Here is a 25,174-nt window from a genome sequence, read left to right on the forward strand (position 1 = left end):
TTTTACTTTCTGCAGTTTGAAACTATTTAACGGTATTTTTTTCCCTCGTTTTTTAGTAACCTAATGATTAGCTCGTTTCGCCATCTTTTCCCGTTCATTTTTGTTTAAGATTTTTTTACGTAAACGAATTGAGTTAGGTGTTACTTCACAATATTCATCGTCATCGAGATATTGGATGGCCTCTTCAAGCGACATGTCTCGTGTTTTTCGAATAATCGAAGTTTGATCTTTATGAGCAGAACGAATATTCGTCAAATGCTTTTCACGTGTAATGTTTACCGTCAAGTCATTTTCTCGATTGTGTTCTCCGACGATCATCCCAGCATATACTTCCGTTCCGGGTTCAACAAAAATAGTTCCTCTGTCTTCCAAATGAAGAATTCCGTATGTGGATGCTTTTCCATTTTCTAAAGCAACGAGTACACCTTGTCGTCTGCCTCCTACAAATCCTTTTACTACCGGCTCATAATCACTGAATGTATGGTTTAAGATTCCATAACCTCTCGTTTGTGACATGAATTCGGTTGAATAACCTAATAGACCACGTGATGGCACTTTAAATATGAGGCGAACTTGTCCATTGCCATGATTGATCATGTCGAGCATTTCACCTTTCCGTTCCCCGATTGACTCCATCACTGACCCAGTGTATTCTTCGGGAACATCGATTTGAACACGCTCCATTGGCTCACACGTTTTACCATCAATCTCTTTTAAAATAACTTGTGGCTTTGAAATTTGCAATTCAAAGCCCTCCCGCCTCATATTCTCGATCAGAATAGATAAATGAAGTTCTCCACGTCCCGAAACTATCCAAGCATCTGGTGAACCAGTTGGATCGACACGTAAACTAACATCCGTTTCCAACTGTGTTTTTAAACGCTCTTCTATTTTTGCAGAGGTAATATATTTTCCTTCTTTTCCCGCAAACGGACTATTATTAACGAGAAAGGTCATCTGTAATGTTGGTTCATCAATATGGAGCGGTGGTAAAGCTTCTGGATGATCTACTGGACAAATGGTTTCCCCAATATTTATTTTATCCATTCCTGAAACGGCGACAACATCTCCTGCTTTTGCTTCATTGATTTCAATCCGTTTTAATCCGAGAAACCCAAATAATTTCGTCACACGAAACGTCTTCTTAGAACCATCTTGTTTCAAAACAATTACTTGGTCGCCGACTTTTATTTTTCCACGAGTAACTCGACCAATTCCAATCCGCCCCACATAATCGTTATAATCAAGTAACGTTACTTGTAACTGTAAAGGTTCTTCACTAGAATCAATTGGTGCCGGAACTTTATCTACGATCGTTTCAAAAATTGGTTCCATTGTCTCCGACTGCTCTTCCGACTCATAACTAGATGTGCCATGAAGTGCAGAAGCATAAAGTACGGAAAAATCAAGTTGCTCATCATTAGCCCCAAGTTCAACAAATAAATCAAAGACTTGATCAATTACTTCTTCTGGTCGTGCGTTAGGTCGATCGATTTTGTTTAAGACTACAATTGGTTTTAAATTTTGGTCCAATGCTTTTTTAAGAACGAAGCGAGTTTGCGGCATTGTTCCTTCATACGCATCAATGACTAAAATAACCCCGTCCACCATCTTCATTATCCGCTCAACTTCCCCACCAAAATCGGCGTGACCAGGTGTATCCAGGATATTAATCGTTTTATCTTTATAGTGAATCGCTGTATTTTTGGCTAAGATAGTGATACCCCGTTCTCTTTCAATATCACCCGAATCCATCGCCCGCGACTCTACTTGTTCATGTTCCTTAAATGTTCCCGAATATTTTAATAATTGATCAACTAATGTTGTTTTTCCATGATCAACATGGGCAATTATAGCAATATTCCGGATATCTTCTCTTAATTTCATACATGTACGCTCCTCATGAATTAAAAACTCTAAAGCGTTACTAGTATACCATATGAATGACTGTACCCCGAAATTATTTTTCCTTAATTAAAATAAATGATTGCGTTATTTATGGTGTGATGAATATCGTTCTACGTCCTCAACATACCCGACATCCTCATCACTATTGGGATACATTTCATTATAATTATCTCTGTCACCGTAAAAATCTGATGCAGTTTCTGAAGTCCCGTATCGACTTACTTCTTGCCAAGCATCCTCCGCATCATAGCCTACCTGTGTTTCATCTGTTTTTTCATCAGGGTTTATATTCGGGCCAATTACCTCTTCTTCCACTGGACGATTTCTGTTAAAAATCACATCATTATCTTCTGCGTGTTCCCGACATGTATCAGCTGTCGGAATAGCTTTTAGACGGTCATATGCGATGTCCATACTGCAAACACGGCATATACCATACGTACCTTCATCTATCGCATGAAGCGCTTCATTAATTGCTTCAAGTTCTCTTTCTGCATGTTCGTTTAGGGTGATGTCTTTTTCCCTTTCATACATTTCCGTTCCCATATCTCCAGGATGATTATCATAACTTGATAATTCCCCAACAGCATCCATAAATGAAGTTTCTAATCCAAAACGATCTTGCACTTGGCTGATCATTTCACTTTGTCTGGCTAACAATATTTCTTTAAATTCACTTATCTGCTCATTTGTCAGCATAAAAATCTCAACCTCCAATTATATAGATAAACAACAAGCATCTCTTTACTGTTGCGGAATTACGATCCTTTATATCCTATATACCAGTTATCATTACTTTTTAAACATTATTCCATATCCTTCCTCTAAGGTGCGTTAAACTCGCCTTCGTTCTTCTTTATACTATGTGTTGTAAGTAGAAAATGATTCTTTATTTCCGCATAAAATGTATGTTATTATGTGGGATAGATGGTAATTTCGTTTAATACTTTTTTTATGAAGGAGAAGATCACTTTGGCAAAAAAACAAACGATTGGTTTTATTGGTACAGGAGTTATGGGAAAAAGCATGGCACATCATCTAATGAAAGCCGGGTATCCATTACATGTGTATACACGAACAAAAGAAAAAGCGAATGAACTTGTTAAAGAAGGAGCTATTTGGGAGTCGACAGTTGCTGAATTGACGAGTGCATCTGATGTGATAATTACGATGATCGGCACACCAGCTGATGTAAAAGAAGTCTATTTTGGTAAAGCTGGAGTTATAGAAAACGCGAAACCAGGTACATACATTATTGATATGACAACATCAAAACCATCTCTTGCAATCGAAATATACGAAAAAGCAAAAGAGAAAGAGGTCTATGCATTAGACGCTCCCGTTTCTGGAGGAGATGTCGGCGCAAAAAACGCAAAACTTGCGATTATGGTCGGTGGTGACCAAAATGCTTTTGATAATATGTTACCAATCTTTAACATTATGGGAGAAAATATCATTTTACAAGGTGAGGCTGGTGCAGGACAACATACAAAGATGGTCAATCAAATCTCAATCGCTCCTACTATGATTGGTCTGTGTGAAGCGCTTATGTATGCAGAAAAGGCTGGACTAAACCCAGAGTCTGTTCTCGGATCTATTTCAACAGGTGCAGCTGGCAGCTGGTCTTTATCCAATTATGCTCCACGGATGATCAAAGGTGATTTCGCTCCAGGTTTTGCAATTAAACATTATATTAAAGATATGAAGATTGCGCTTGAATCTGCACAAGAAATGAATCTTACTACCCCCGGACTTTCTCTTGCGTTAGAGATGTATGAAGAGCTTGCAGAACGAGGGTGGGAAGAAAGTGGCATTCATGCTTTAATAAAATATTTTGAGTAATAAATTTATGTATCCCTTTTTGTCACTGTACTAAAAGACATAAGGTGACCATTTTAATGCTTCCAAGAAAAAACAGGCACATAACGGTATGCTTTGTGACCGTTATGTGCTTTTAGGATGAAAAGGGACACATAACGTCGTACTTTGTGACCATTATAAAAACGGGCACATAACGGTGCATTTTGTGACCATTATGGTGCTTCCAAGGCGAAAACAGGAATAAACCTGCATACCTTTTTAAGGTTTACCATTTTTCTTTTTCTTATCTATTTCTTCCTGAATAATAAATGCTAAGTCATCATTGCCAAATAATTGCAGGACTTGTTGCAGCACTGCTACAGAAATCTCTTCAGACTCTTCTTTAGAAACTGTTTCTGCCATTGCTTCAAGTAACAATTTATTTTCAAGCTGACTAGGGTAGGCCTTTTCATAAAGTACTTTAGCATCTAAATCATTATTAACACACCACTGGGCGAAAATTAAAACCATCATTTTTTCATCGTTTTGGTACTGCTCAATTATATTTTTATCCTTTTCGCTCATTTTCATTCGAATCACCTATTAGCGCGTGTTCAAAAAGGAGGATAAAAAGGACCAAGAAGTTCGAGGCGGCGCAGTTTCGAGCAGCGGAATGTATGCATTTAGATACATGAGTAGCGGAGAAACAAGCCAACGAAGAAATTCGCAGTGTCATTTTTACCGGACTTTTTGAACATCCTCTATTATTGTTCAATTTTTCTCAACATAAACACCCACATAAAAGATAAAGCTTGCTTCAACTGTCTGGATAAACCGTTAATATGATGATCTTTTACCTCTTTTTTGTAGACACCATAACTATCTAAAAGTTGAAAACCACTTTCTTTTGCTAGTTGCAAAAAATCCCATGGCATCATTGCATTAAGAATTACTTCTTTTCCATAGACTTTAGGGTAACCATGAGCTCTAGGTCCTGCTGTCGGTCCCAAAATTCCCGCACACATAATCCCATTGATTTTTAATATTCGTTTTATTTCCTTTAATGACTTTGCCGGGTTATCTGTCCACTCCAATACATTAATCACCATGATTCCATCATAATAATTATTCGAATAAGGTAACTGATTTACATCTCCTTGTTGAAATCTGATTCCTGTATCATTAAATCGCTGGTTTGCTAAATCAACCATCTTCTTAGAAATATCAATGCCAGTTGCATCATATCCTGACTTTTTTAATTTATATGTACCATATCCATCACCACAACCGATATCAATTATTTTAAGCCCTGGTTTAAAATGGTTTTGGATAAAGGGAATGATGTCTTTCCGACTTCCTAAATCCCACACATTTTTACTTCTTTCACTCCAAAATGAAGCTTGGTTATCCCACTCTTTCTGTGTTTGTTTTTGCCAATCAAAAGATTTCGTCACTTTCCCCTCTCCTTCTTATTTTCTCCTAAAATTTTAAAAGGACTTACCTCTGTTTGAGATAAGTCCTTTAACGTCTATGAATTATAGTGCAGAAACGTTAGCTGCTTGTGGTCCACGGTTTCCTTCGACGATTTCGAATTCTACGTCTTGGCCTTCTTCAAGCGTTTTAAAACCTTCAGATTGGATAGCTGAGAAATGAACGAATACATCGTCTCCGTCTTCACGCTCGATAAATCCGAAGCCTTTTTCTGCATTAAACCATTTAACTTTACCAGTCATCATGATGAATGACCTCCTTATACAAATATCGTGCAAAGTAATTGAATCAATACTTTTACACCACTTTGTTAAAGAGATCGTAAAGTATTATTTTAATCAATTGCCTTTTGCTATTAATAACTTTACCCTTTATCGCAATAAAATGCAAGTGAATAGCTAATTTTATTGAATTATTTTTTCGACATGAGCTTTTTCAACATAAATCTTTCAATTTCGACACAACCTAAGCACAATTATCTTTATTATGATGAGGTGCGTAACATTGATTGAATCTCTTGTAGTTTTTGTTCGTGCAATTATAGCCTTTTTTACATTGCTTATTTTCACAAGAATTTTAGGTAAACAACAAATTAGTCAATTATCTTTTTTTGATTATATAACAGGTATAACCATCGGTTCCATTGCGGCAACTTTGACCACAGATCTTACAAGTAGAGCATGGCCTCATTGGGTCGGACTTTTTGTCTGGGCATTTCTTGTTTTTGTATTGCAATGGGGAAATTTAAAAGGACGTACCATTGCTAAATATATTGACGGAGAACCAGAAATCGTTATTTTAAAAGGCAAAATCATGGAGGAGACATTAAAAAAGACGAGATATCGAGCGGCAGATTTATTAAAATTACTTCGTTCCAAAGATGTATTTGATATTAGCGAAGTTGAGTATGCAGTACTTGAAACAAATGGAGAATTATCTATTTTAAAAAAGTCAGAAGTTCAGCCGATAACTCCTAAAGATATTGGACTGTTAACTCCTTATAAAGGATTAAGCAAAGAATTAATATATGACGGAAAAGTAATGGAACGAAATTTAAACTATATCAATCGAGATAAGGAATGGTTACTTAATCAAATACGAGCCCATGGATACGGCTCTTTTGATGAGGTTTTTTTAGCACTTATAGATGAATCAAATAAGATGTTCATTGATGGATATCGGGATTCCATAGAAAAAGGCAGCGAAAAAAGACTAGAATAGGTGATTGAAATAAATAAAAGTGTACGAATTATAATTCCAATCCTTTTATTAGGAATATTTATTTTAGTAATGACAACTGGAGGAATTTTGAAAAAGCCGATGTCTGATGAAGATGACCTCATTTCCTTTATAGAAAAAACAGAAAAAGAAGTGTTACATCAAGATTGGGAAAAAGCTTCTATACACCTTGATGATGCAAAAAAGGCCTGGAAAAAAATAGTCAGACGTATTCAATTTAGTGCAGAAAGAGATGAGATTAATGAGCTTCATAAAACATTAGATAGAACAAAAGGATTCATTGAAGCAAAAGATAAAGGTGGGGCAATGGGGGAACTTGCCGAAGCACGTAACATATGGAAAGAGCTTGGAAGATGAATACTTTCTCCATTTAATTTTCTGCAAAATTTGAAGAGAGGTTTCATAATTTCTTAATTATTTTTAATGTAAGACGAAAGCCCTATTAGTGCGTGTTCAAAAAGGGAGGATAAAAAGGAGCAAGAAGTTCAAAGCGGCGCAGTTTCGAGCAGCGGAATGTATGCATTTAGATACATAAGTAGCGGAGAAACAAGCCAACGAAGAATTTCGTAGTGTCATTTTTACCGGAATTTTTGAACAACCTCTTTTAGTTTGAAGATTGATTTCGGATACATTTTTCTAACCTCCAACCATTTCATAACTTTTGCTCCGTCTCTTCCTATTTATCTTCATTATACCATCTGATCATATTTCAATGTATAGTCACTTACAAAAAGAAGTAACCTCCTTTCTGCCAATGGGTAGCGGATTATTTCCTGAGTTATTGAGACTCATTGGTCAACCGCTCCACAATCATAGTTACTGAAACTTGAGCAGTTGAGGTGCTTGACAACTATCACGAATTGAAAAAATATATATTGCTAAAATAAATTCGGTTCAAAATTATCCTAACATGTTGCTTAAGTTTTTAAATCGATCGGCCGAATGACCGCACGGACGGGACTCCCATCAGCACCTACCAATTTTAAAGGCAAAGCTATTAGTTCATAATATCCTGACTCTACCTTATTTAACAATAGATTTTCTAAAATATAAACTCCATTTTTATAGAGTGCATGGTGAGCACTTACTGACTTACTATCAACAGGGTCAACAGACGGAGCATCTGTACCAATTAAAAAGATACCTAACTCCTTTAAGTACGCTCCTACATCCGTGTCTAATACAGAAAATTCTTTAGGAAAACTAGCTGGGTCACGCTCTTTTTCCGTTTTAAGTAAAAGACGCTTAACTCCTCTTAAATCAAACGCTTCTAAAATAGATCTATCTATCATTTTGTGCTCTGTTACGTCAATTATTTTAACCGGTCCAATATAAATATTCGGATCTATTTGATGTATTTTTTCTCCATTATTATCAAAATGAAACGGCGCATCGACATGAGTCCCTGTATGAACGCTCGTCGTAAACTGACCAATATTTACAGAACCTGTTTGTTTTTTAGTATAACTTAGATCAAACTGATATGGGGTGTCTCCAGGCCAAACTGCAATGTCTTCCGTAAGCGGTTGTGTAATATCTATCCATTTTTTCTCCATCCTATCCCCTCACAATACCCAATGTATTTAAGAAAACAATCACAATTGTAATTGGAACAACCCATGTCATTAGTGCTCGCCACAGGGAATACATATTACCTGTTCCTTTCCCCCCTAATTGGTATTCTTCTTTTACAAGAGCTTTATCTGCTTTATGAATAATAAAAATCGCAATTAGCAAACTACCCAATGGTAACATGATATTACTAACTAAATAATCCGTTGCATCAAAAATACTTTTATTAAATATTTCCACCCCTGCCAATGTACTTGAAGAAAGAGCAGAAGGAATCGCAACGACCATTAATATCGCTCCCAATATCCAAGTTACTGTTTTACGTGAAAATTTACCGTTTGCAGTAAACGCTGCCACAATAATTTCATATAAGCTAAAAGATGACGTTAATATCGCAAATAAGAATAATAATAAAAACAAACTTAAAAAAATGGAACCAAAAGGCAGCTGGGCAAATGCAGCTGGGAGAACCATAAACAATAAGCCAGGTCCTTCAGCGGGTTCTAAACCGAAAGCAAATACAACCGGAAAGATTGCTAAGCCAGCTAATAGAGAGACAAATATATTCATCCCGACTACCGCTCCGGCAGAGGAAGTTAAACTAACATCACGTTTTAAATAAGAACTGTACGTAACCATGCAAGAAAATCCAACCGCTAAAGAAAAGAACGACTGTCCAAGAGCGTATAATAATGATTCAGCAGTAATATTTGAAAAGTCTGGTGCTAGAAAAAATCGGATACCTTCCATTGCTCCATCTAATGTCACAGAACGAATTACTAATATAATGAAAAAGATAAATAACAATGGCATCATATATTTATTCGCTTTTTCGATACCATTTTGGACTCCCATTGATATGACAAGAACATTAATAATTGTAAACAAAAGTAACCCGAACATCGTAATCCCTGGACTGCCTGCTACTGAGCCGAACAATGCTTCATAATTTGCGCCATCGGAAATTATTTTTCCTGGCAGACTCATCCCACTGTAAATTAGTACCCATCCACCGACAACACTATAAAATGTTAAAAGCAAAAAACAGCCCAACACTCCTAGTCTCCCTACCCAAACCCACATACTATCTGGAGCCAACTTTTTATAGGCACTAACCGCTTCTCTCGCCGCTCCTCTACCGATAATAAACTCAGAAACTAACATTGGTAGACCTATGACTAGCGTGAAGATGACAAAGATAAGGAAAAATGCTCCCCCTCCACTCATTCCTGTGACATAAGGAAGCTTCCAAATTGCTCCAAGTCCTATTGCTGCTCCAGCCGAAGCTAGGATAAATCCTAATTTGGATGTCCACTGATCCTTTTTTTCTTCCATCCCAATCCCTCCATTTTCATCTCTTATAACGTTGTTCGTAAATCCCATAATTCTGGAAAAAAACGATGTTCTAAAACTTCTTTTAAATAGTTGACACCAGTTGACCCTCCTGTCCCTATTTTAAATCCGATAATTCGTTCTACTGTTTTCATATGTCGAAAACGCCATTGTTGCAACCAATCTTCTATATCAACTAATTTTTCAGCTAACTCATATAAATCCCAGTACTTATCCACATTTTTGTATACTTTTTCCCAGGCAGCTTTTACAGTCGGATCCCCACGATATACGACAGAGTAATCTCGGGACAATAGTTCTTGATTAATTGGAAAACCTGCACTCGCTAAAGCTTTAATAGATACATCATAAATACTCGGTGCTTTATACGCTTCCATAAGAGCGTTATAAATTGCGGGGTCATTTTCGTAAATTTTTAATATATGTTTTGATTTATATCCAAGTGCAAATTCGATTAACCGGTATTGATAAGATTGAAACCCGGAAGCTTTTCCTAATCTATCCCGAAACTCCAAATATTCAGCTGGGGTAAGTGTGGCTAAAACATCCCATGCTTGGATAATTTGTGTTTGTATTCGTGAAACACGTGCCAACATTTTAAATGCATTAGATAGTTTCCCCGCGGCGATAGAGTCAATCGCTGATGTTAACTCATGAAGAATTAATTTCATCCATAATTCACTCACTTGATGAATAATAATAAATAACATTTCATCATGGTGACCAGATAGACGATGCTGACTAGTTAAAACTGTATCCAAATGTAAATAGTCGCTATATGTCATGTCATCTTTGAAATCAGTATGAATTCCTTTCTCATTCTGCAAATTTTTATATAAGTCAGAAATGGACTTAGACACGTTTATCCCTCCCGAAACATATTAAGCGATCACATTCCGTTCATTTTTAAATTGTTTATATGTCTCTTTCTCCATAATGCTTTTTAAAACTTGCACCGCTTCCCAAACTTCTGTAAATGTACTATAAAGAGCTACTGGTGCAAGGCGTATTCCATTTGGTCCTCTATAATCTGGAATAACATGTTGTTTTTTTAGCGCTTTACAAATTCGTGCCGCTTCCTCATGTTCCAAAAAGATATGTGCTCCTCTATTTTTCGGGTTCGTCGGAGTTCGATTAGTAAAAGCATATTTCTTAAGTTCTTGGTTAATGAGCTTTAATAAAAATTCTGTTAACAGTAACGATTTTTTTCGGATTTGCTTCATTCCAACTTCTTGAAACATCGATAAAGAACCAAGTAAAGGTGCAGCACTTAACAATTGAGGCGTTCCTGTTTGATATGCGCCTGCATGTTCAGCCGGTGTCATCTTATGTTCTAAATCAAATTGTTTTTCTTTTTTAGACCCAAACCACCCGGCTAATCCTGGAGATTTACCAAAATGTTTTTTGTTTACATAAAGTCCTCCTACAGAACCAGGACCTCCATTTAAATGTTTATATGTACACCAAAAGGCAAAATCTACTCCCCAGTTACTTAATTCATGTTCCACCGAACCAATAGAATGGCATAAATCAAACGCAACAAGAATTCCATGTTTATGAGCTTCCTTTGTTATATATTCCATATCAAGCACTTGCCCACTTCTATATAAAACTCCACTTAATACTACCATCGCTACTTCATCTGAAAATGTCTCCATAATATCTTCTTCATTAAGCAAGTGTCCATCTCTACTCTCTACACGAATTAAATGATCCTTCGGTTCCAATCCACGAGCCATCAGATTAGATTTTACTGCATAAATATCTGTTGGAAAATTTAATCCATCGATTACTATTTTATTTCTGTACGAGTTTGGTTTGTAAAAAGTTGTTAAAATTTGATGAAGGTTGATTGTTGTAGAACCGGTTGCAATTACTTCTTCTGCTTCAGCACCCAATAAAGAAGCCGTCATTTCCCCCAATCGTTCAGATAAATAAAACCAAGGTTCATCCCCTTCCGTCCATCCATCTATTCCAAATCGCTTCCACGATTCAAGCATACGTAGAAGCGCTTCCTCTGAACGCTTTGACAGAAGACCTAAAGAGTTTCCATCAAAATAGATGCTATTCTTTGGAAAGTAAAATTCTTGTCGATACTTTTTCAGTTCATCTTGTTCATCCAGTTTTTCAGCTGTACTCCTAGTAAGAGGAAAGTCATTAAGCATATTAAAACCTCCTTATTTAGATTATTATTATATACAATATACATAACCAGGTTAAAAGAGTAAATAGCCAATCTTATTGGTAAAAATAAATACTGGAGTCAAGTTGCAATTTTTGATACAATTGATTATTGCAAGAGTATAAAAAGCATATAAAACCTCCAATTTTTGTATCTTGTAAATATAAAAAACAGGTGGTAATAGTAATGGAAAAAGAAAAATATCAAGTATTACTCTACTACAAATTTGTTCCTATCGACGATCATGAACAATTTGCAACGGAGCATTTAGAGTTTTGTAAAAACCTTGGTTTAAAAGGTCGTATTTTAGTTTCTCATAACGGGATAAACGGCACTGTTTCAGGAACTGTTGAGCAAACAAATGCTTATATGGAAAAAATGCATGCAGATCCACGTTTTGAAGATATATTTTTCAAAATTGATGAACATGACGGTCATGCGTTCAAAAAAATGCATGTTCGTCCAAGAAAAGAACTTGTAACGTTACGTTTAGAAGAACCTGTTGATCCAAATGAATTAACAGGAGAATATTTAAAACCAAATGAGTTTTATGAAGCGATGCAAGATGAAAATACAGTTATCTTAGATACTAGAAATGATTATGAATATGATGTAGGTCATTTCCGTGGCGCAATTCGCCCAGATATTCATAGCTTTAGAGAATTACCAGATTGGGTGAAGGAAAATAAACATTTACTTGAAGGCAAACGCGTATTAACCTATTGTACAGGCGGTATTCGTTGTGAAAAGTTCACTGGCTGGTTAATGAAAGAAGGAATTGAAGATGTCGCTCAACTAGAGGGCGGTATCGTCACCTATGGAAAAGATCCAGAAGTACAAGGTAAATTATGGGATGGCTTATGTTATGTGTTTGATAACCGACTAACTGTACCAATTAATCGTACGGAACATGTTGTTGTCGGAAAAGATCATTTTGATGGGAAACCGTGTGAGCGATATGTTAACTGTGCTGATCCAGTATGTAATAAACAAATTTTATGCTCCGAGGAAAATGAACATAAATATTTACGTGGATGTACAGACGCTTGCAGAAGAAGTCCAAACAACCTGTATGTAAAAGAGCACGGATTAACAAAAGAAGAAGTGGAAGAACGTTTAAAGGCAATTGAACAAGAAAAACAAGAAGTTTAAGCAGGGGACGACCTTTGGAAAGGGTCGTCTTTTTTGCAAAGGAGAGGATGAAAATGAGTAACATTATTTTATTTGATGGAGAGTGTCATTTCTGTAACTGGAATGTCCGGTTCATCATAAAAAGAGATCCTAAAGGCATATTCAGATTTGCATCCCAACAAAGTGAAATTGGAAAAGATTTATTAGAAACGTATCATATCCCTAAAAATGTAAACAGTTTAGTGTTAATTGAAAATGATCGCTTTTACACGAAATCAACAGCGGCGCTTAGAATTAGTAAAAAACTGAAATTTTTATGGAAATGTGTTTATATTTTCATCCTTGTCCCTAGACCAATTCGTGACTTTATTTATCAGATCATAGCAGCCAACCGATATAAATGGTTTGGAAAAAAAGATACATGCCCAATTCCATCTCCCGAAATAAAGAAAAGGTTTCTGTAAAAAAACTCTTTTCATCAGTTTGTTTTGCTTTTATTTTTGTAGTTGAAGGAAACTGTGACGTATTTAGCTGGGTCGTTTCTCGCTGTACCCTTTGTGACCTCTAGATCGTATAAAGAATATTTATGCTAGTATGCCCATCAGAGCAGGGATTCATGAAAAACGGGGCACATAGTAAACCTTTTTGAGCCCGACAGATTAGGAATTCATGAAAAACGGGCACATAGTGAACCTTTATGTGCCCATCAGAACAGAAGTCCATTGTAACTCATTTATTATGTAACAGTTTATGGATTTTGACACACCCTAGATTTTTTCAATGGGAGTATCCAAGTACAGTCCAAAACTTTATGGAAAACATCCTTACACAAAAAAGCAAAACACCAAAGTTCTGCTAAATTTTGTTATTATCTGCAAGTATTTTCTCTATTTTTGTTGCCATAATATCTATTGCCACATGATTTTGTCCACCTTCCGGAATGATAATATCCGCATATCGCTTTGTGGGCTCTACAAATTGTAAGTGAGCTGGTCTTACATCGTTAATATATTGATTAATTACCGAATCAAGTGATCGACCACGTTCCTTTATATCTCGTAGCAATCTCCTGATAATTCTTAAGTCAGAGTCTGTATCAACAAATACTTTAATATCCATTAATTCAACTAGGCGCGGATCTTCCAAAATGAGAATTCCCTCTACAATAATGACTTGTTTCGGTTCTACCGTTATCACTTTATCTGAGCGGGTATGAAGTTTGTAATCGTAAACTGGTTTCCCTATTGGTTTAAGATCAATTAAATCTTTTAAATGCTGGATGAGTAAATCATTATCAAACGCTAGAGGATGATCGTAATTCGTCTTTAGTCTTTCTTCAAAGGACAGATCGCTTTGATCTTTATAATAAAAATCTTGCTCGATGACAAGAATAGTTTTATCACGGAATTTTTTGCAAATTGAACGAGTTACTGAAGTTTTTCCACTGCCACTGCCTCCTGCAACTCCGATAACAACTGGTTTTTTTAAAGACATATTTTCGCTCCCCTGTTCCTTCATTTTTCTCTTACTAAATCATACAGGATTAGACATAAATTTGCTAAATATATATGAGGACAGATTTATTTCTGTTTTTATCCCTACACATATATGTGTTGTTTATAAAACATAAATTTGTTACTATATAGATAGGTTAATATATCTTGGATAGAGAATGGAGAAACCGCAAACACTTACACCATCGAGTGCAAGTACGTTTTGTGGTTTTTTTATTGGTTTATGAGAAATGATAAGTATAGGAATCAATATAAAGTCAATGTTACAAATACACGATTGGAGAGATAAAAATGTCATTATTTTCAAGTCATTATCGAAATGATCGGTTTAAACAAATGAAACAAGAAAAATTAGACGTGCTAGTAATCGGAGGCGGTATCACCGGAGCAGGGATTTCATTAGATGCCGTAACAAGAGGATTAAAAACCGCAGTTGTTGAAATGCAAGATTTTGCCTCTGGTACTTCCAGTCGCTCTACTAAATTGGTTCACGGTGGCTTACGCTACTTACAACAACTTCAAGTTAAATTAGTTGCTGAAGTCGGAAAGGAACGAGCGATTGTATATGAAAATGCTCCACATATTACAACACCCGAATGGATGATGTTGCCATTTTATAAAAATGGCACATTTGGCCCCCTTACAACAAATATCGGATTACGGGTCTATGATTTCCTTGCTGGGGTAAAGAAAAGTGAACGTCGTAAAATGTTTAATTCTAAAGAGGCGATACAAAAAGAACCGCTTATAAAGAGGGAAGGTTTAAAAGGCGCCGGCTATTATGTTGAATATAAAACAGATGATGCTCGTCTAACTATTGAAGTATTGAAAAAAGCAATTGAACGTGGCGCCCATGCAATGAATTATGCTAAAGCAGTTGATTTGATTTATAATGCATCAGGTAAAGTTTGTGGCGCTAAAGTAAAAGATATGATTAGTGGGGAAATACATGAAATTTATGCAAAAAAAGTAATCAGTGCCAGTGGCCCGTGGATTGATGATTTACGAGAGATGGATCATTCTAAAGAAGGCAAAACGTTACACTTATCTAAAGGGGTCCACCTTGTCTTTTCTAAGAAAGTCTTCCCACTTAAACAAGCTATTTACTTTGATAGTCCGGACGGCAGAATGATTTTTGCAATTCCGCGTGACGATAAGACTTATGTAGGAACGACAGATACGTATTATGAGGGTAATATTGAAAACATCACCGCTACAACTGAAGACCGGGATTATATCTTAGACGCCATCCAATTCATATTTCCGTCATTAAATATTCAAGCTGATGATGTTGAATCAAGCTGGGCGGGAGTAAGGGCTTTATTCTCAGACGGAGATAGTGAAAAACCGGGTGAAATTTCACGTAAGGAAGAAATTTTCATTTCTGAATCAGGTCTTATTTCTATCGCTGGCGGCAAGCTAACAGGCTATCGTAAAATGGCAGAAGAAGCTGTTAATACTGTAGTAGAACAATTAAAAGAAGAAGATGGCATTCTTTATTCAAGTTCCGTGACAAAACATTTACCTTTATCCGGTGGGAACGTCGGTGGTTCAAAAGGGTTTGAATATTCTAAAAAACAAAAACTAACAGAAGGAAAGGCTTTAGGAATTCCGGAAACTATCGTTCGAAAACTAATTAATATGTATGGAGGAAATGTGGATACACTCTTTTCTATTTACCAAGAAAATATAGAAAAAGCTAAACAGGAACAGATTGATCCATTTGTTTTGGCAGAGCTGATATATAGTATCGATTATGAACTAACTTTTATGCCTGTAGATTTCTTTATTCGCCGCACAAGTGCCTTATTCTTTGATATTAATTGGGTGATGGACAATAAAACTCCTGTTATAAATTATATGGCTAAATCATTACGATGGAATGTAGACCAGAAAAAAGAGTACAGTGAAGAGTTAGAGAGGGCTTTACATGAAGCTGCTATTTAATTTAAAGTCAAATACCACCAAAGAGGCTTCTATTCGATTAGTAAATAGCAGCCTCTTCTTTAAGAGGATGTTCAAAAAGTCCGGTAAAAATGACACTACGAATTTCTTCATTGGCTTGTTTCTCCGATACTCATGTATCTAAATGCATACATTTCGCTGCTCGAAACTTCGCCGCCTCGAACTTCTTGGTTCTTTTTAACCTCCCTTTTGAACACGCACTTTAATTAATAATGTTTTTTGATCAAATTCAGTTACAATCGCATTTAGATCAAAATGTTATAATAATTTCGAGAATAACATTTTCTACGTTTTCCCATATAACTATTTATCTCTCCCACCTCTTCCTAAAAGTAAAACCGTCTCTTCTGTATCGTGCACGATTTTCCTTGCTGCTTCTTTTAGTTAGGTTGGATTCATAATTACTTATTACAAATGAAGATATTTTTGTTAAAAGTTAGAGTGAAAAGTCATTAAAAAAGAAGAATTACCAAGTATTTTAGTACATTATATCTACAGGGATAAAAAAAACACTATTAAAGAGATTCTAATTCTTTTCCAAATAAAAAACAGACCCTCATAAGGATCTGTTTTTATCTTAATATGCACGTGCCCAATACACCATTTCGTTTGCTTCTTTCCCACAGCAAAAGCATTTGTCATCAATTTTTTCTTGTTCAAATAGAATACATCTAGAGGTCACTTGTAATTCCTCTTTTACTTTTTCCTCACATGCATCGTTTCCGCACCACATCGCTCTCATAAAACCTGGATTTGCTTCAAGTGCTTTTTCCATTTCTTCCATACTTTTAACGTCTGTCGTTTTTTTATTTCGGTGTGCTAATGCTTGATCATAAAGATTTTGTTGGATTTCATCTAAAAGAGCTGGTAGACGTTCTTCTAATTGATCCATGGAAACGAATTCTTTTTCATTTGTGTCACGACGAACGAGTACAACTTGATTTTTCTCGATATCCTTTGGTCCAATTTCAATTCGAACAGGATAACCTTTCATCTCACATTCATTGAATTTCCAACCAGGCATTTTATCACTAGCATCGATATCCACACGAACAATATCAGCTAACTTATCACGTAAATTATACGCCTTATCCAAAACACCCTCTTTATGTTGAGCAATTGGTACAATCATTGCTTGGGTTGGTGCGATACGAGGTGGCACAACTAACCCACGATTATCTCCATGTACCATGATGAGTGCGCCCATGATACGTGTTGATAGACCCCAGGATGTTTGATGAACATACTGGCTTTTTCCTTCTTTATCTAAATACGTAATGTCAAAGGCTTCTGCAAAACCGGAACCAAAATTATGTGATGTACCTGCTTGTAATGCTTTTCCGTCATGCATCATACACTCAATCGTAATCGTATATTCAGCACCAGCAAACTTCTCCATTTCTGTCTTTCGCCCTTTAATTACAGGGATTGCTAAATAGTTTTCCGCAATATCTGCATATACATCAAGCATTTGAGCTGTTTCTTTTGCCGCTTCTTCGTTTGTCGCATGTGCGGTGTGCCCTTCTTGCCAATGGAACTCCGATGATCTAAGGAATGGCCTCGTTGTTTTTTCCCAACGTACCACATTCGCCCATTGGTTATATAATTTTGGTAAATCCCGATACGAATGAATATTCTCCGAGTAGTAATCACAGAAAAGCACCTCAGATGTTGGTCGAATTGCGAGCCTTTCAGCAAGTTCTTCATCTCCACCATGCGTTACCCAAGCTACCTCGGGAGCAAACCCTTCCACATGATCTTTTTCTTTTTGCAGGAGACTTTCAGGAATAAATAGTGGAAAAGCTACATTTGAATGACCTGTCTCTTTAATTTTCCAGTCTAATGCATCACGGACGTTTTCCCAAATTGCAAAACCATATGGCTTCATGATCATCGTCCCGCGAACCATTCCGTAATCCACTAATTCCGCTTGTTTTACAACATCGGTATACCACTGTGCGAAATCTTCTTCCATCGCAGTTATTTTTTCGACGAATTGTTTGTTTTTACCCATTACGAACACCTCACGTGTAATTAATTATTCTCAAAAACGCATAAAAATATCCTCGTTATCCGATAAGGGACCGAGGTTTGGTGGTACCACCCTTGTTTACATTTAAAATTCACAAATATACACTCTTCAAGATAACGGTTTTAAACCGTGCATATCTTATGTAATCCAATGATTCATTAGATCCGTTCGATAGCAAACTCGGGTAGGCAGGTTCTAACTTACATCTTTGGAAATTCCCATCCCCATTTCCTTTCTGAAAAAGATTATAAGTTATACTATTCCTCTTCATCGTTTTATGACTATATATAATGTTAATATATATGTTGAATTTCATAAAGTCAAGCAGGTAAAAAAGAAAGCGTCAAAGAACTAACTTTGACGTTAACCATAAGCATTTTCTTGTTTAATTTTCTCCAAATGTTTTACGGTTGGCGTTAAATTGACCAAAAAGTATGCCCAAGCCTTTCGATATAATGCTTTGGATAAAGTGCCTCACGATCTATCCGTTTAACATACGGCATTAAGTAAGTGTCAATAATTTCATTGATACCGACTTGTTCGCCTGCTTTATCGTTCATTGTCACCACCACCTACTTTTTTCAATCGTTATTCTTTCCTAACGACAAAATCCAAACCTTATACGTTTGATAAAACGCTTAGATGGCTGGCTTGATAAATCGCTCTTACTTGAAAAATAGCAACCAAACTAGATCAAAACAATTGTTTTATCTTTAAGATAATCTAAAAAGGTGGAAAATTGTGAGTATTTCCACGCTTCTTTAAATCTAAGAGAAAGGAAAAAAACGGATTCAAATTCGCTTAAAGTCAGCTATCCTGAACCCGTTTTAGATAATCATTCATTTTTTGTTTTTTTTTGGATTTTGATAAATTCCAAATAAAGAATTAAAAAAACAATAGGGGTAATTATAAAGAAAGTAATAACATAGGTGTATATTTTCTCCTTATCAGTAATGTACATACTCGTATAATACGCAACTGAAATTAAAATAATTAGATAAATAATGTATCTTAAATACTTCATTTTAAATTAAACTCCTCACTTTGTTATATCAATCCACCCATTATTTCTATACCAATCTTTGGAATCTATAACCCTAGCTAGGGCTACACCAACATCTAAATAATCTAAGGGCAACATAAATAGCACTAGAAATTACTGTTACTATAGCTACCCCTCTAACTGACTTTATTTTTAATTTTTTCGCTTGAGCAGTAGCTACCCTAGATAAATTCTTTGCGACTACTTTCTTGCCTTTCTTTTTAATATAGCTTTTAAGTGCACTAACACCGCCACCAACAACCCCACTAATCGCTACATTAAATACGGCTCCAGCAAGATTAACACCAACTCTTATTTTACCCTTTTCCTTTTAGCTACGTATGCTTTATTTGAACCAAAAATCAACTTTTTCGTCCTGGAAAGAAGTGCTATTTCTTCAGATTCGAGTTTTTCTACATAAGCTTCTTCTAGGTTTTCCTGAGTAGCCTCTAAATCATTAAATGTTTCAGAATCGCTATCAAAAATATCAATAAGTGCTTCCTCTAACAATTCAACTTCTTCCGTACCAGAAGTTGCTGCTACTTATTCAATAACTTGTAGAAATTCATCCTTTTCCTCTTTGTCCATTTTTGCTATGTCTAAATCATTAACAGCAGCCTCAAAATCAAAATTCTCATCCAAAATCTCAGTATTAAATTTACCAGCATTTTCATCCGTATTTATTCCAAATTCTTCAAGTTCATCTTCACTCATTTTTTCTAAGTCATCAAAAGTAAGATCTTCTAAAGGTAATTCATCATTAAAAAATCCCTCTTCAAAATCATCAAAAGAAGTTAATGCATCACCCCTAACTAATAGCTAGCGGTTCTGTAATAGTTGAAACTAAAAAAATAATAGCATGAATTATATATTAACTAAAAACTATTGGCTACACTATTTTTACGACAATGTTCGACATAGTGATAATTATCTCTTTCACTTAGTTCTATATGCCATGCGTCGATTCTTGTATTATAATTAAAACCATTAAAGGAGTTTTTTTGGTGGAACAAGTTGCAATGTTTGCAGTATTGATTGCTATGACTTCTTTATTCTTAGCGGTCGGAACTCTTATAGTTAGTTTACTTAAGTCTGGATTGAAAGTAGGATTTTCTTTAAATCAAAATTAAGTAAAATATCACTTGGATTAATGGGAGTTTATGCAGTTTGTATTACAACATTTTTAGTGTTAGTAAATTAGTTTTAAATACAGTTACCATTGGGTTACAAGTTACATGGTTTTTCTCTATTATTCAAAAGCAATTAATGCGTATAAATGGTTAGTCCCCAAAAAGGAAGTTTTCTAAAAAGGGGAATTCAAAAAACACAATATATAGTAACTATTTTACTGTTTCAATACCATATATAGTATAAAAAATGAATGAATGACCTTTTTGGGAGTGAACCGTATAAATTAGTTTTCAAAAAGAATCCATTTTGACCATTTTCTTTTATCAATGCGGATTCTTTTTTGATTTTATAATATTAACTACCGATTTATAGCAAAAACGACATGCTCCACCCCGCCCAAAGTGTGGTTACTGTTGCAAATTTATACAAGCACGGCTCAAAATAACAGTTATTTTTCGATCTACCAATGCATGAGCATCTAACCAAAAAACTGCTTGAATTGATCAACATAATCAATTCAAGCAGTTGTATTATAAATCTACAGTTGTAACACGATCGAATCCTTCCATAGATCGGATTTGAGCCAATTCATCTTTTGTTAAAGGGCGATCAATCGTAAGCATCATAATCGCATTTCCACCAATATGTTTACGTCCAACTTGCATTGTAGCAATATTTACATCATTTTCTGCAAGTAAGTTACCGACACGACCGATTGCACCAGGCTGGTCAACATGGTGAACGAACACTAAGTGACCTTCAGGAATAACGTCCATACTGTAATCATCCACTTTTACAATACGTGCGCCTAGACCATTTAATAATGTTCCAGATACTCTTTGTTTTTTGGATTTTGTAATTATTTCAACTGTAATTAAATTTGTAAAACCTCGAGCTGCGGATGTTTTCTTTTCATGTACCGTAATGCCTTTTCGTTCAGCTAGATAAGAAGCATTCACATTGTTAACATGTGTTCCTAAATAGCGACTTAATAAACCCTTTAATGTGTTCTGAGTAAGTGGGGCAATTTCGAGTGCTGTTAAATCTCCGGCATAATTAATGTTAATTTCTTCAATAGCTTCTTCTGCAAGATGAGCTAAAAACAGACCCAGCTTTTCAGACAAGTAAAAATATGGTTCAATTTTACGCATTACTTCTCTTGGTACAGAAGGTATATTAACCGGGTTCCTTGCAAGCCCGCCAGACAGAATACGTACTACGTCATGACTGACATCAATGGCAACATTTTCTTGCGCCTCAATCGTGCTAGCTCCTAGATGAGGAGTTGCAATTACTTCATTTAATTCAAGCACTTTATGGTCAATGGCAGGCTCTTCTTCAAAAACGTCAAGTGCCGCACCAGCTACTTTTCCATTAACGATTGCTTCATAAAGATCATCTTCATTAATAATACCGCCTCGTGCACAGTTTATGACACGAACACCGTCTTTCATTTTTGCAAAGGCTTCTTTATTAATAATATGGCGTGTTTCTTTTAGGAGCGGTGTATGAACAGTTATAAAGTCTCCAGCTTCTAACACCTCGTCCAATGTACCGTAACCAATTCCCATAGCTTCCGCTTTTTCTTTTGAAAAGAACGGATCATAGGCAATAACATTCATTCTTTGACCTTTTGCGCGCCGTGCAACCTCTGCCCCAATTCTTCCAAGTCCAACAATTCCAAGTGTTTTATCACGTAATTCGATACCGACATGCGATTTACGATCCCACTTTTTGTTTTTGATGGACATATATGCTTGTGGAATATTTCTCGCTAATGCCATAATCATTGCCATCGTATGCTCTGCAGCAGAGTTTGTATTTCCATCTGGTGCATTTACGACGATAATCCCATTTTCTGTCGCAGCGTCTAGATCAATGTTATCGACGCCCACACCAGCTCGACCAATCACCTTTAAGTTATGTCCTTTTTCAATCACTTCGCGAGTTACTTGTGTTTGACTGCGAACTAATAAACCATCGAAATTACCAATCTTATTTAGTAGTTCTTCCGGTGAAAGACCTGTATCAATTTCTACTTCGATGTTGTCAGCTTCTCGTAATGGAAAAATACCATCCTCACTTAGTGGATCACTAATTAATATTTTAAAAGCCATTTTTCTCCTCCTCATTCCTCTGGGGTCTAAATATAGTTTAAGCCGTTTTGGCGAAATATGCATATGCTGTTGGGTTACCCCTTGCCCACACTTGATAACTTGTCTAAGCTTTTTTTATCAATTTCAAACATACTAAATACTTTCTACATATCAACTGGTTTCAATATCCCCTATGAGTTTAGAATCCGTAATGGTTCATCTTGATGCACAGCTCCTTTTATAATGGTAAATCATTAATAAAAATAAAAAAACTTTCCACCCCTAAATATGTAAGGGGCGAAAAGGTATTTTTCCGCGGTACCACCCTTGTTCACTGCAAAAATAAACAGTCTTCGTTGGTTACGTGTTTAACGCACACATACGTACGAATCTACTCACGTTCAATTCGTCTATTCAGTAAGGGCTATTTATTATCTTAAGCACTAGTTTCCACCAACCACTAGCTCTCTAACTGTCTTAAAAATAATAAACGTATCTTCTTCATTATAATTTTAATATTGTTAATTTACCTCTTTATCATAGCAAATTAGCTTCAATTGTCAACATTTTTAGACAACAAATTTTGACAAGTTTTTGTCTGATATTTTCCAAAACTTTATTTCTTTACTGCATAGTTGAAGGGTACTGTGCAGTAGTGAAATTTAAAAACTAGTAACAATTTCGTTGATTTTCACTTCGAAAATGTAGAGAAGTTGCAAAATAAAATACCGCTACGGAAATACACTGCGCTTTCCGTGGGCGGCTGATGAGCCTCCGACGTACAGGACGTAGTGTCGATGACATCACAGGACGTGACGATTGTCATCGACCTCGTCGCTTCGCTCCTGCTTAGTCTCACCGAGGCCTTTCCTCCCACAGGGGTCTCCGTGTATTTCCTTCGCTGGAAGGATGCATGTTTTTCCAACTAGCGTAGGCAGAATATGTAGACTCCTGCGGGAACAGCAAACGGTTTTCGATGGGACGAACGATAGTGGCAGTCCCACGTGTCCGAAGACCCCGCAGCGGTAATTTAATGATGGCCGACTAAAAGCGTCCTTTGCGGACAACGTCGGCATACCCCTTGTCGGGGCAAGGAGGCTGAGACCGTGCCCGCGGAAAGCGAAGTATTCTTCCGAAGCGGTATTTCATCACCAATTTTGCAAAGAAGTGAGCAAGCACTCATTGTATTTCCGTAAGGACTATTGCTATTCAAACCTTACTGCACATTTTATGGAAATTGTCCAAATTAGTGCTTTACTTTACTGTTGCTCCTAATGTATTTTTAAAATGTTCAAGCGCCCATTCATGTCCTGCTTGATTAAAGCTGGCAACAGCATCTTTATGCACAACGATATCAAATCCTTTATTATAAGCATCTACTGCTGTATGTAACACACAAATATCTGTACAAACACCTACTAAATGGACTTCTTTTATATCTCTTTCTCTAAGTTTTAACTCTAAGTTCGTACCGGTAAACGCACTATAGCGAGTTTTCTCAAAGTAGAATACATTTTTATTTTGTTTATGTTCCTCATAAAGCTCTTTGAGTCCTCCATATAGATCCATTCCACTCGTACCTACAATATTATGAGCAGGAAATAGTTTGGACTCTGGATGAAGCTCGTCTCCTTCTTCATGAGCGTCAATTCCAAAAGTTACAAAATCACCAGCATCTAGAAACTCTTTAGTAATAGCAACAATTTTTCCCTCAATTGCCTGCCCGGGAACACCGCATGTTAACTTGCCATTCTCTGCCACAAAGTCATACGTATAATCAACATTTATTAAAGCACGCTTCATTTTTATTCCCCCATTATTTAAAAAAGTACTTATGAAACACTATCTTTTTGTACAATAATTGAGTGTGCCTCTCCATATTTACGTTCAGCTGCATGATATGTCGGCCCAACTTGATCAGTATACGTAAAGCTATGTTCAATTGCAGTAGTAATAAAATTTTTTGCCAGTAAAACCGCGTCATGGATTGATTTTCCTTTAGCTAAGTAAGCCGTAATCGCTGCAGAATAAGTACATCCTGCTCCACTTGTATTTACCGTATTAATTCGCGGTGCTTCAAAAGTAGTTAATGTAGTCCCTTCATATAGAACATCAACAGCGGGACCTTCCAAACGTCCTCCCTTAACTAATACAAAATCTGGACCTAATTTATGAAGATCGATCGCCGCTTGTTTAAGGTCATCGACACTACTTAATTTACGATCATCAAGCAAAATAGACGCCTCTGACATGTTTGGCGTTATGACTGTTGATAATGGTATCAACTTATTTTTCAATGCATCGATCGCATCATCTTTTAACAGTTTGGAATCCAATTTTCCTACCATAACTGGGTCGACAATAATATTTTTAATAGCTATTGACGATAGAAGTTCAGCAGTTTTTTCGATTACTTCTTTAGAGAACAACATCCCTGTTTTAATGGCATCGAAACCAACTTGATTATTTGCAGTAGAAAATTGGGCTTCAATCGCTTCTATCGTTTGCGGGTGAACATTTTTATTTGTTATTGGGTGACGTCCAACTATCGCGGTTACGACACTCATTCCGTATACATCCAATTCCTGAAATGTTTTTAAATCTGCCTGAATTCCCGCACTCCCTCCGGCCGCTGATCCGGCTATTGTTAATACTCGTGATGGCTTGTTCATGATAAAATCCCTTCTTTATAGATTGACTAAAGTATAGTAAGATACG

Annotated in this window: 24 protein-coding genes and 2 other annotated features; of the genes, 7 read left to right on the forward strand and 17 right to left on the reverse strand. The window is 36.2% G+C overall.

The window, feature by feature from the left end; all coding sequences use genetic code 11:
• Nucleotides 1–60 precede the first annotated feature (60 nt).
• Nucleotides 61–1,887, reverse strand: coding sequence for a translational GTPase TypA (typA, locus tag SPD89_RS11990; protein WP_336262187.1), 1,827 nt, complete (start codon nt 1,885–1,887; stop codon nt 61–63).
• 105 nt (nt 1,888–1,992) lie between these two features.
• Entirely contained in the window at nt 1,993–2,607 is a 615-nt protein-coding gene (locus SPD89_RS11995; protein WP_336262188.1) for a yteA family sporulation protein, read from the reverse strand.
• 255 nt (nt 2,608–2,862) lie between these two features.
• Between SPD89_RS11995 and SPD89_RS12000 the strand changes: the two genes are divergently transcribed.
• Nucleotides 2,863–3,750 carry an NAD(P)-dependent oxidoreductase gene (locus tag SPD89_RS12000; protein WP_336262220.1) on the forward strand — a complete coding sequence of 296 codons (888 nt, stop codon included), beginning with the start codon at nt 2,863–2,865 and terminating at the stop codon, nt 3,748–3,750.
• 237 nt (nt 3,751–3,987) lie between these two features.
• Here SPD89_RS12000 and SPD89_RS12005 read toward each other — a convergent pair whose 3' ends face one another.
• The 3 genes from SPD89_RS12005 to SPD89_RS12015 all read right to left on the reverse strand — a co-directional run bounded on the left by SPD89_RS12005 (nt 3,988) and on the right by SPD89_RS12015 (nt 5,444).
• The gene (locus SPD89_RS12005; protein WP_336262189.1) at nt 3,988–4,299 is read right to left on the reverse strand and encodes a hypothetical protein; all 312 of its coding nucleotides are present in this window, start codon (nt 4,297–4,299) and stop codon (nt 3,988–3,990) included.
• Between the two features lie 173 nt (nt 4,300–4,472).
• Nucleotides 4,473–5,162: a class I SAM-dependent methyltransferase gene (locus SPD89_RS12010; RefSeq protein ID WP_336262190.1), complete on the reverse strand. Its 690-nt coding sequence runs from the start codon at nt 5,160–5,162 to the stop codon at nt 4,473–4,475.
• 81 nt (nt 5,163–5,243) lie between these two features.
• Nucleotides 5,244–5,444 (reverse strand): cold shock domain-containing protein, encoded by a 201-nt coding sequence (locus SPD89_RS12015; protein WP_207519268.1) that lies wholly within the window; start codon nt 5,442–5,444, stop codon nt 5,244–5,246.
• 259 nt (nt 5,445–5,703) lie between these two features.
• Between SPD89_RS12015 and SPD89_RS12020 the strand changes: the two genes are divergently transcribed.
• Nucleotides 5,704–6,420 (forward strand): DUF421 domain-containing protein, encoded by a 717-nt coding sequence (locus SPD89_RS12020; RefSeq protein WP_336262191.1) that lies wholly within the window; start codon nt 5,704–5,706, stop codon nt 6,418–6,420.
• Complete coding sequence (locus SPD89_RS12025; RefSeq protein ID WP_336262192.1) at nt 6,421–6,795, forward strand: DUF4363 family protein; 375 nt, start codon at nt 6,421–6,423, stop codon at nt 6,793–6,795.
• A 560-nt stretch (nt 6,796–7,355) separates the two neighbouring features.
• Here the strand turns inward: SPD89_RS12025 and kynB are convergent.
• From kynB to kynU, 4 genes are read right to left on the reverse strand one after another with little or no spacing between them, the layout of a single operon-like run.
• The gene (gene kynB, locus SPD89_RS12030) at nt 7,356–7,994 is read right to left on the reverse strand and encodes an arylformamidase (protein WP_336262193.1); all 639 of its coding nucleotides are present in this window, start codon (nt 7,992–7,994) and stop codon (nt 7,356–7,358) included.
• A 1-nt stretch (nt 7,995) separates the two neighbouring features.
• Entirely contained in the window at nt 7,996–9,345 is a 1,350-nt protein-coding gene (locus SPD89_RS12035; protein ID WP_336262194.1) for a sodium-dependent transporter, read from the reverse strand.
• A gap of 23 nt (nt 9,346–9,368) precedes the next feature.
• Nucleotides 9,369–10,223 (reverse strand): tryptophan 2,3-dioxygenase, encoded by an 855-nt coding sequence (gene kynA, locus SPD89_RS12040; protein ID WP_442961140.1) that lies wholly within the window; start codon nt 10,221–10,223, stop codon nt 9,369–9,371.
• A gap of 21 nt (nt 10,224–10,244) precedes the next feature.
• On the reverse strand, nt 10,245–11,528 hold the full coding sequence (gene kynU / locus SPD89_RS12045; RefSeq protein ID WP_336262195.1) for a kynureninase: 1,284 nt from the start codon (nt 11,526–11,528) through the stop codon (nt 10,245–10,247).
• Nucleotides 11,529–11,731: 203 nt separating this feature from the next.
• Between kynU and trhO the strand changes: the two genes are divergently transcribed.
• Complete coding sequence (gene trhO, locus SPD89_RS12050) at nt 11,732–12,697, forward strand: oxygen-dependent tRNA uridine(34) hydroxylase TrhO (RefSeq protein WP_336262197.1); 966 nt, start codon at nt 11,732–11,734, stop codon at nt 12,695–12,697.
• 53 nt (nt 12,698–12,750) lie between these two features.
• Complete coding sequence (locus tag SPD89_RS12055; RefSeq protein WP_336262198.1) at nt 12,751–13,140, forward strand: thiol-disulfide oxidoreductase DCC family protein; 390 nt, start codon at nt 12,751–12,753, stop codon at nt 13,138–13,140.
• A 391-nt stretch (nt 13,141–13,531) separates the two neighbouring features.
• Here the strand turns inward: SPD89_RS12055 and udk are convergent, their stop codons facing one another.
• Nucleotides 13,532–14,170 (reverse strand): uridine kinase, encoded by a 639-nt coding sequence (udk, locus tag SPD89_RS12060; RefSeq protein ID WP_336262199.1) that lies wholly within the window; start codon nt 14,168–14,170, stop codon nt 13,532–13,534.
• A 311-nt stretch (nt 14,171–14,481) separates the two neighbouring features.
• Between udk and SPD89_RS12065 the strand changes: the two genes are divergently transcribed.
• Nucleotides 14,482–16,137 (forward strand): glycerol-3-phosphate dehydrogenase/oxidase, encoded by a 1,656-nt coding sequence (locus SPD89_RS12065; protein ID WP_336262200.1) that lies wholly within the window; start codon nt 14,482–14,484, stop codon nt 16,135–16,137.
• 595 nt (nt 16,138–16,732) lie between these two features.
• Here the strand turns inward: SPD89_RS12065 and proS are convergent.
• From proS to SPD89_RS12085, 4 genes are all read right to left on the reverse strand, one after another.
• A complete protein-coding gene (proS, locus tag SPD89_RS12070) occupies nt 16,733–18,169 on the reverse strand; it encodes a proline--tRNA ligase (RefSeq protein ID WP_336262201.1) in 1,437 nt (478 codons plus the stop codon).
• Nucleotides 18,170–18,231: 62 nt separating this feature from the next.
• Nucleotides 18,232–18,467 (reverse strand) — a binding site (T-box leader).
• 136 nt (nt 18,468–18,603) lie between these two features.
• Nucleotides 18,604–18,747 (reverse strand): hypothetical protein, encoded by a 144-nt coding sequence (locus tag SPD89_RS12075; protein ID WP_336262202.1) that lies wholly within the window; start codon nt 18,745–18,747, stop codon nt 18,604–18,606.
• 794 nt (nt 18,748–19,541) lie between these two features.
• Nucleotides 19,542–19,739, reverse strand: coding sequence for a hypothetical protein (locus SPD89_RS12080; protein ID WP_336262203.1), 198 nt, complete (start codon nt 19,737–19,739; stop codon nt 19,542–19,544).
• 33 nt (nt 19,740–19,772) lie between these two features.
• On the reverse strand, nt 19,773–19,943 hold the full coding sequence (locus SPD89_RS12085) for a hypothetical protein (protein ID WP_336262204.1): 171 nt from the start codon (nt 19,941–19,943) through the stop codon (nt 19,773–19,775).
• 290 nt (nt 19,944–20,233) lie between these two features.
• Here SPD89_RS12085 and SPD89_RS12090 point away from each other — a divergent pair, with 290 nt between their 5' ends.
• Nucleotides 20,234–20,359, forward strand: coding sequence for a hypothetical protein (locus tag SPD89_RS12090; protein ID WP_336262205.1), 126 nt, complete (start codon nt 20,234–20,236; stop codon nt 20,357–20,359).
• A gap of 531 nt (nt 20,360–20,890) precedes the next feature.
• Here the strand turns inward: SPD89_RS12090 and serA are convergent.
• The 3 genes from serA to thiD form a co-directional block, all read right to left on the reverse strand.
• A complete protein-coding gene (serA, locus tag SPD89_RS12095) occupies nt 20,891–22,477 on the reverse strand; it encodes a phosphoglycerate dehydrogenase (protein WP_336262206.1) in 1,587 nt (528 codons plus the stop codon).
• Nucleotides 22,478–22,746: 269 nt separating this feature from the next.
• Nucleotides 22,747–22,970 (reverse strand) — a binding site (T-box leader).
• 740 nt (nt 22,971–23,710) lie between these two features.
• Entirely contained in the window at nt 23,711–24,259 is a 549-nt protein-coding gene (locus SPD89_RS12100; protein WP_336262207.1) for a cysteine hydrolase family protein, read from the reverse strand.
• A gap of 29 nt (nt 24,260–24,288) precedes the next feature.
• Nucleotides 24,289–25,128, reverse strand: a complete 840-nt coding sequence (gene thiD / locus SPD89_RS12105) for a bifunctional hydroxymethylpyrimidine kinase/phosphomethylpyrimidine kinase (RefSeq protein ID WP_336262208.1) — start codon at nt 25,126–25,128, stop codon at nt 24,289–24,291.
• Nucleotides 25,129–25,174: the final 46 nt, after the last annotated feature.

Origin of the sequence: Pseudogracilibacillus sp. SO30301A (assembly GCF_037072025.1) — a bacterium.
Classification (GTDB): domain Bacteria; phylum Bacillota; class Bacilli; order Bacillales; family Amphibacillaceae; genus Pseudogracilibacillus.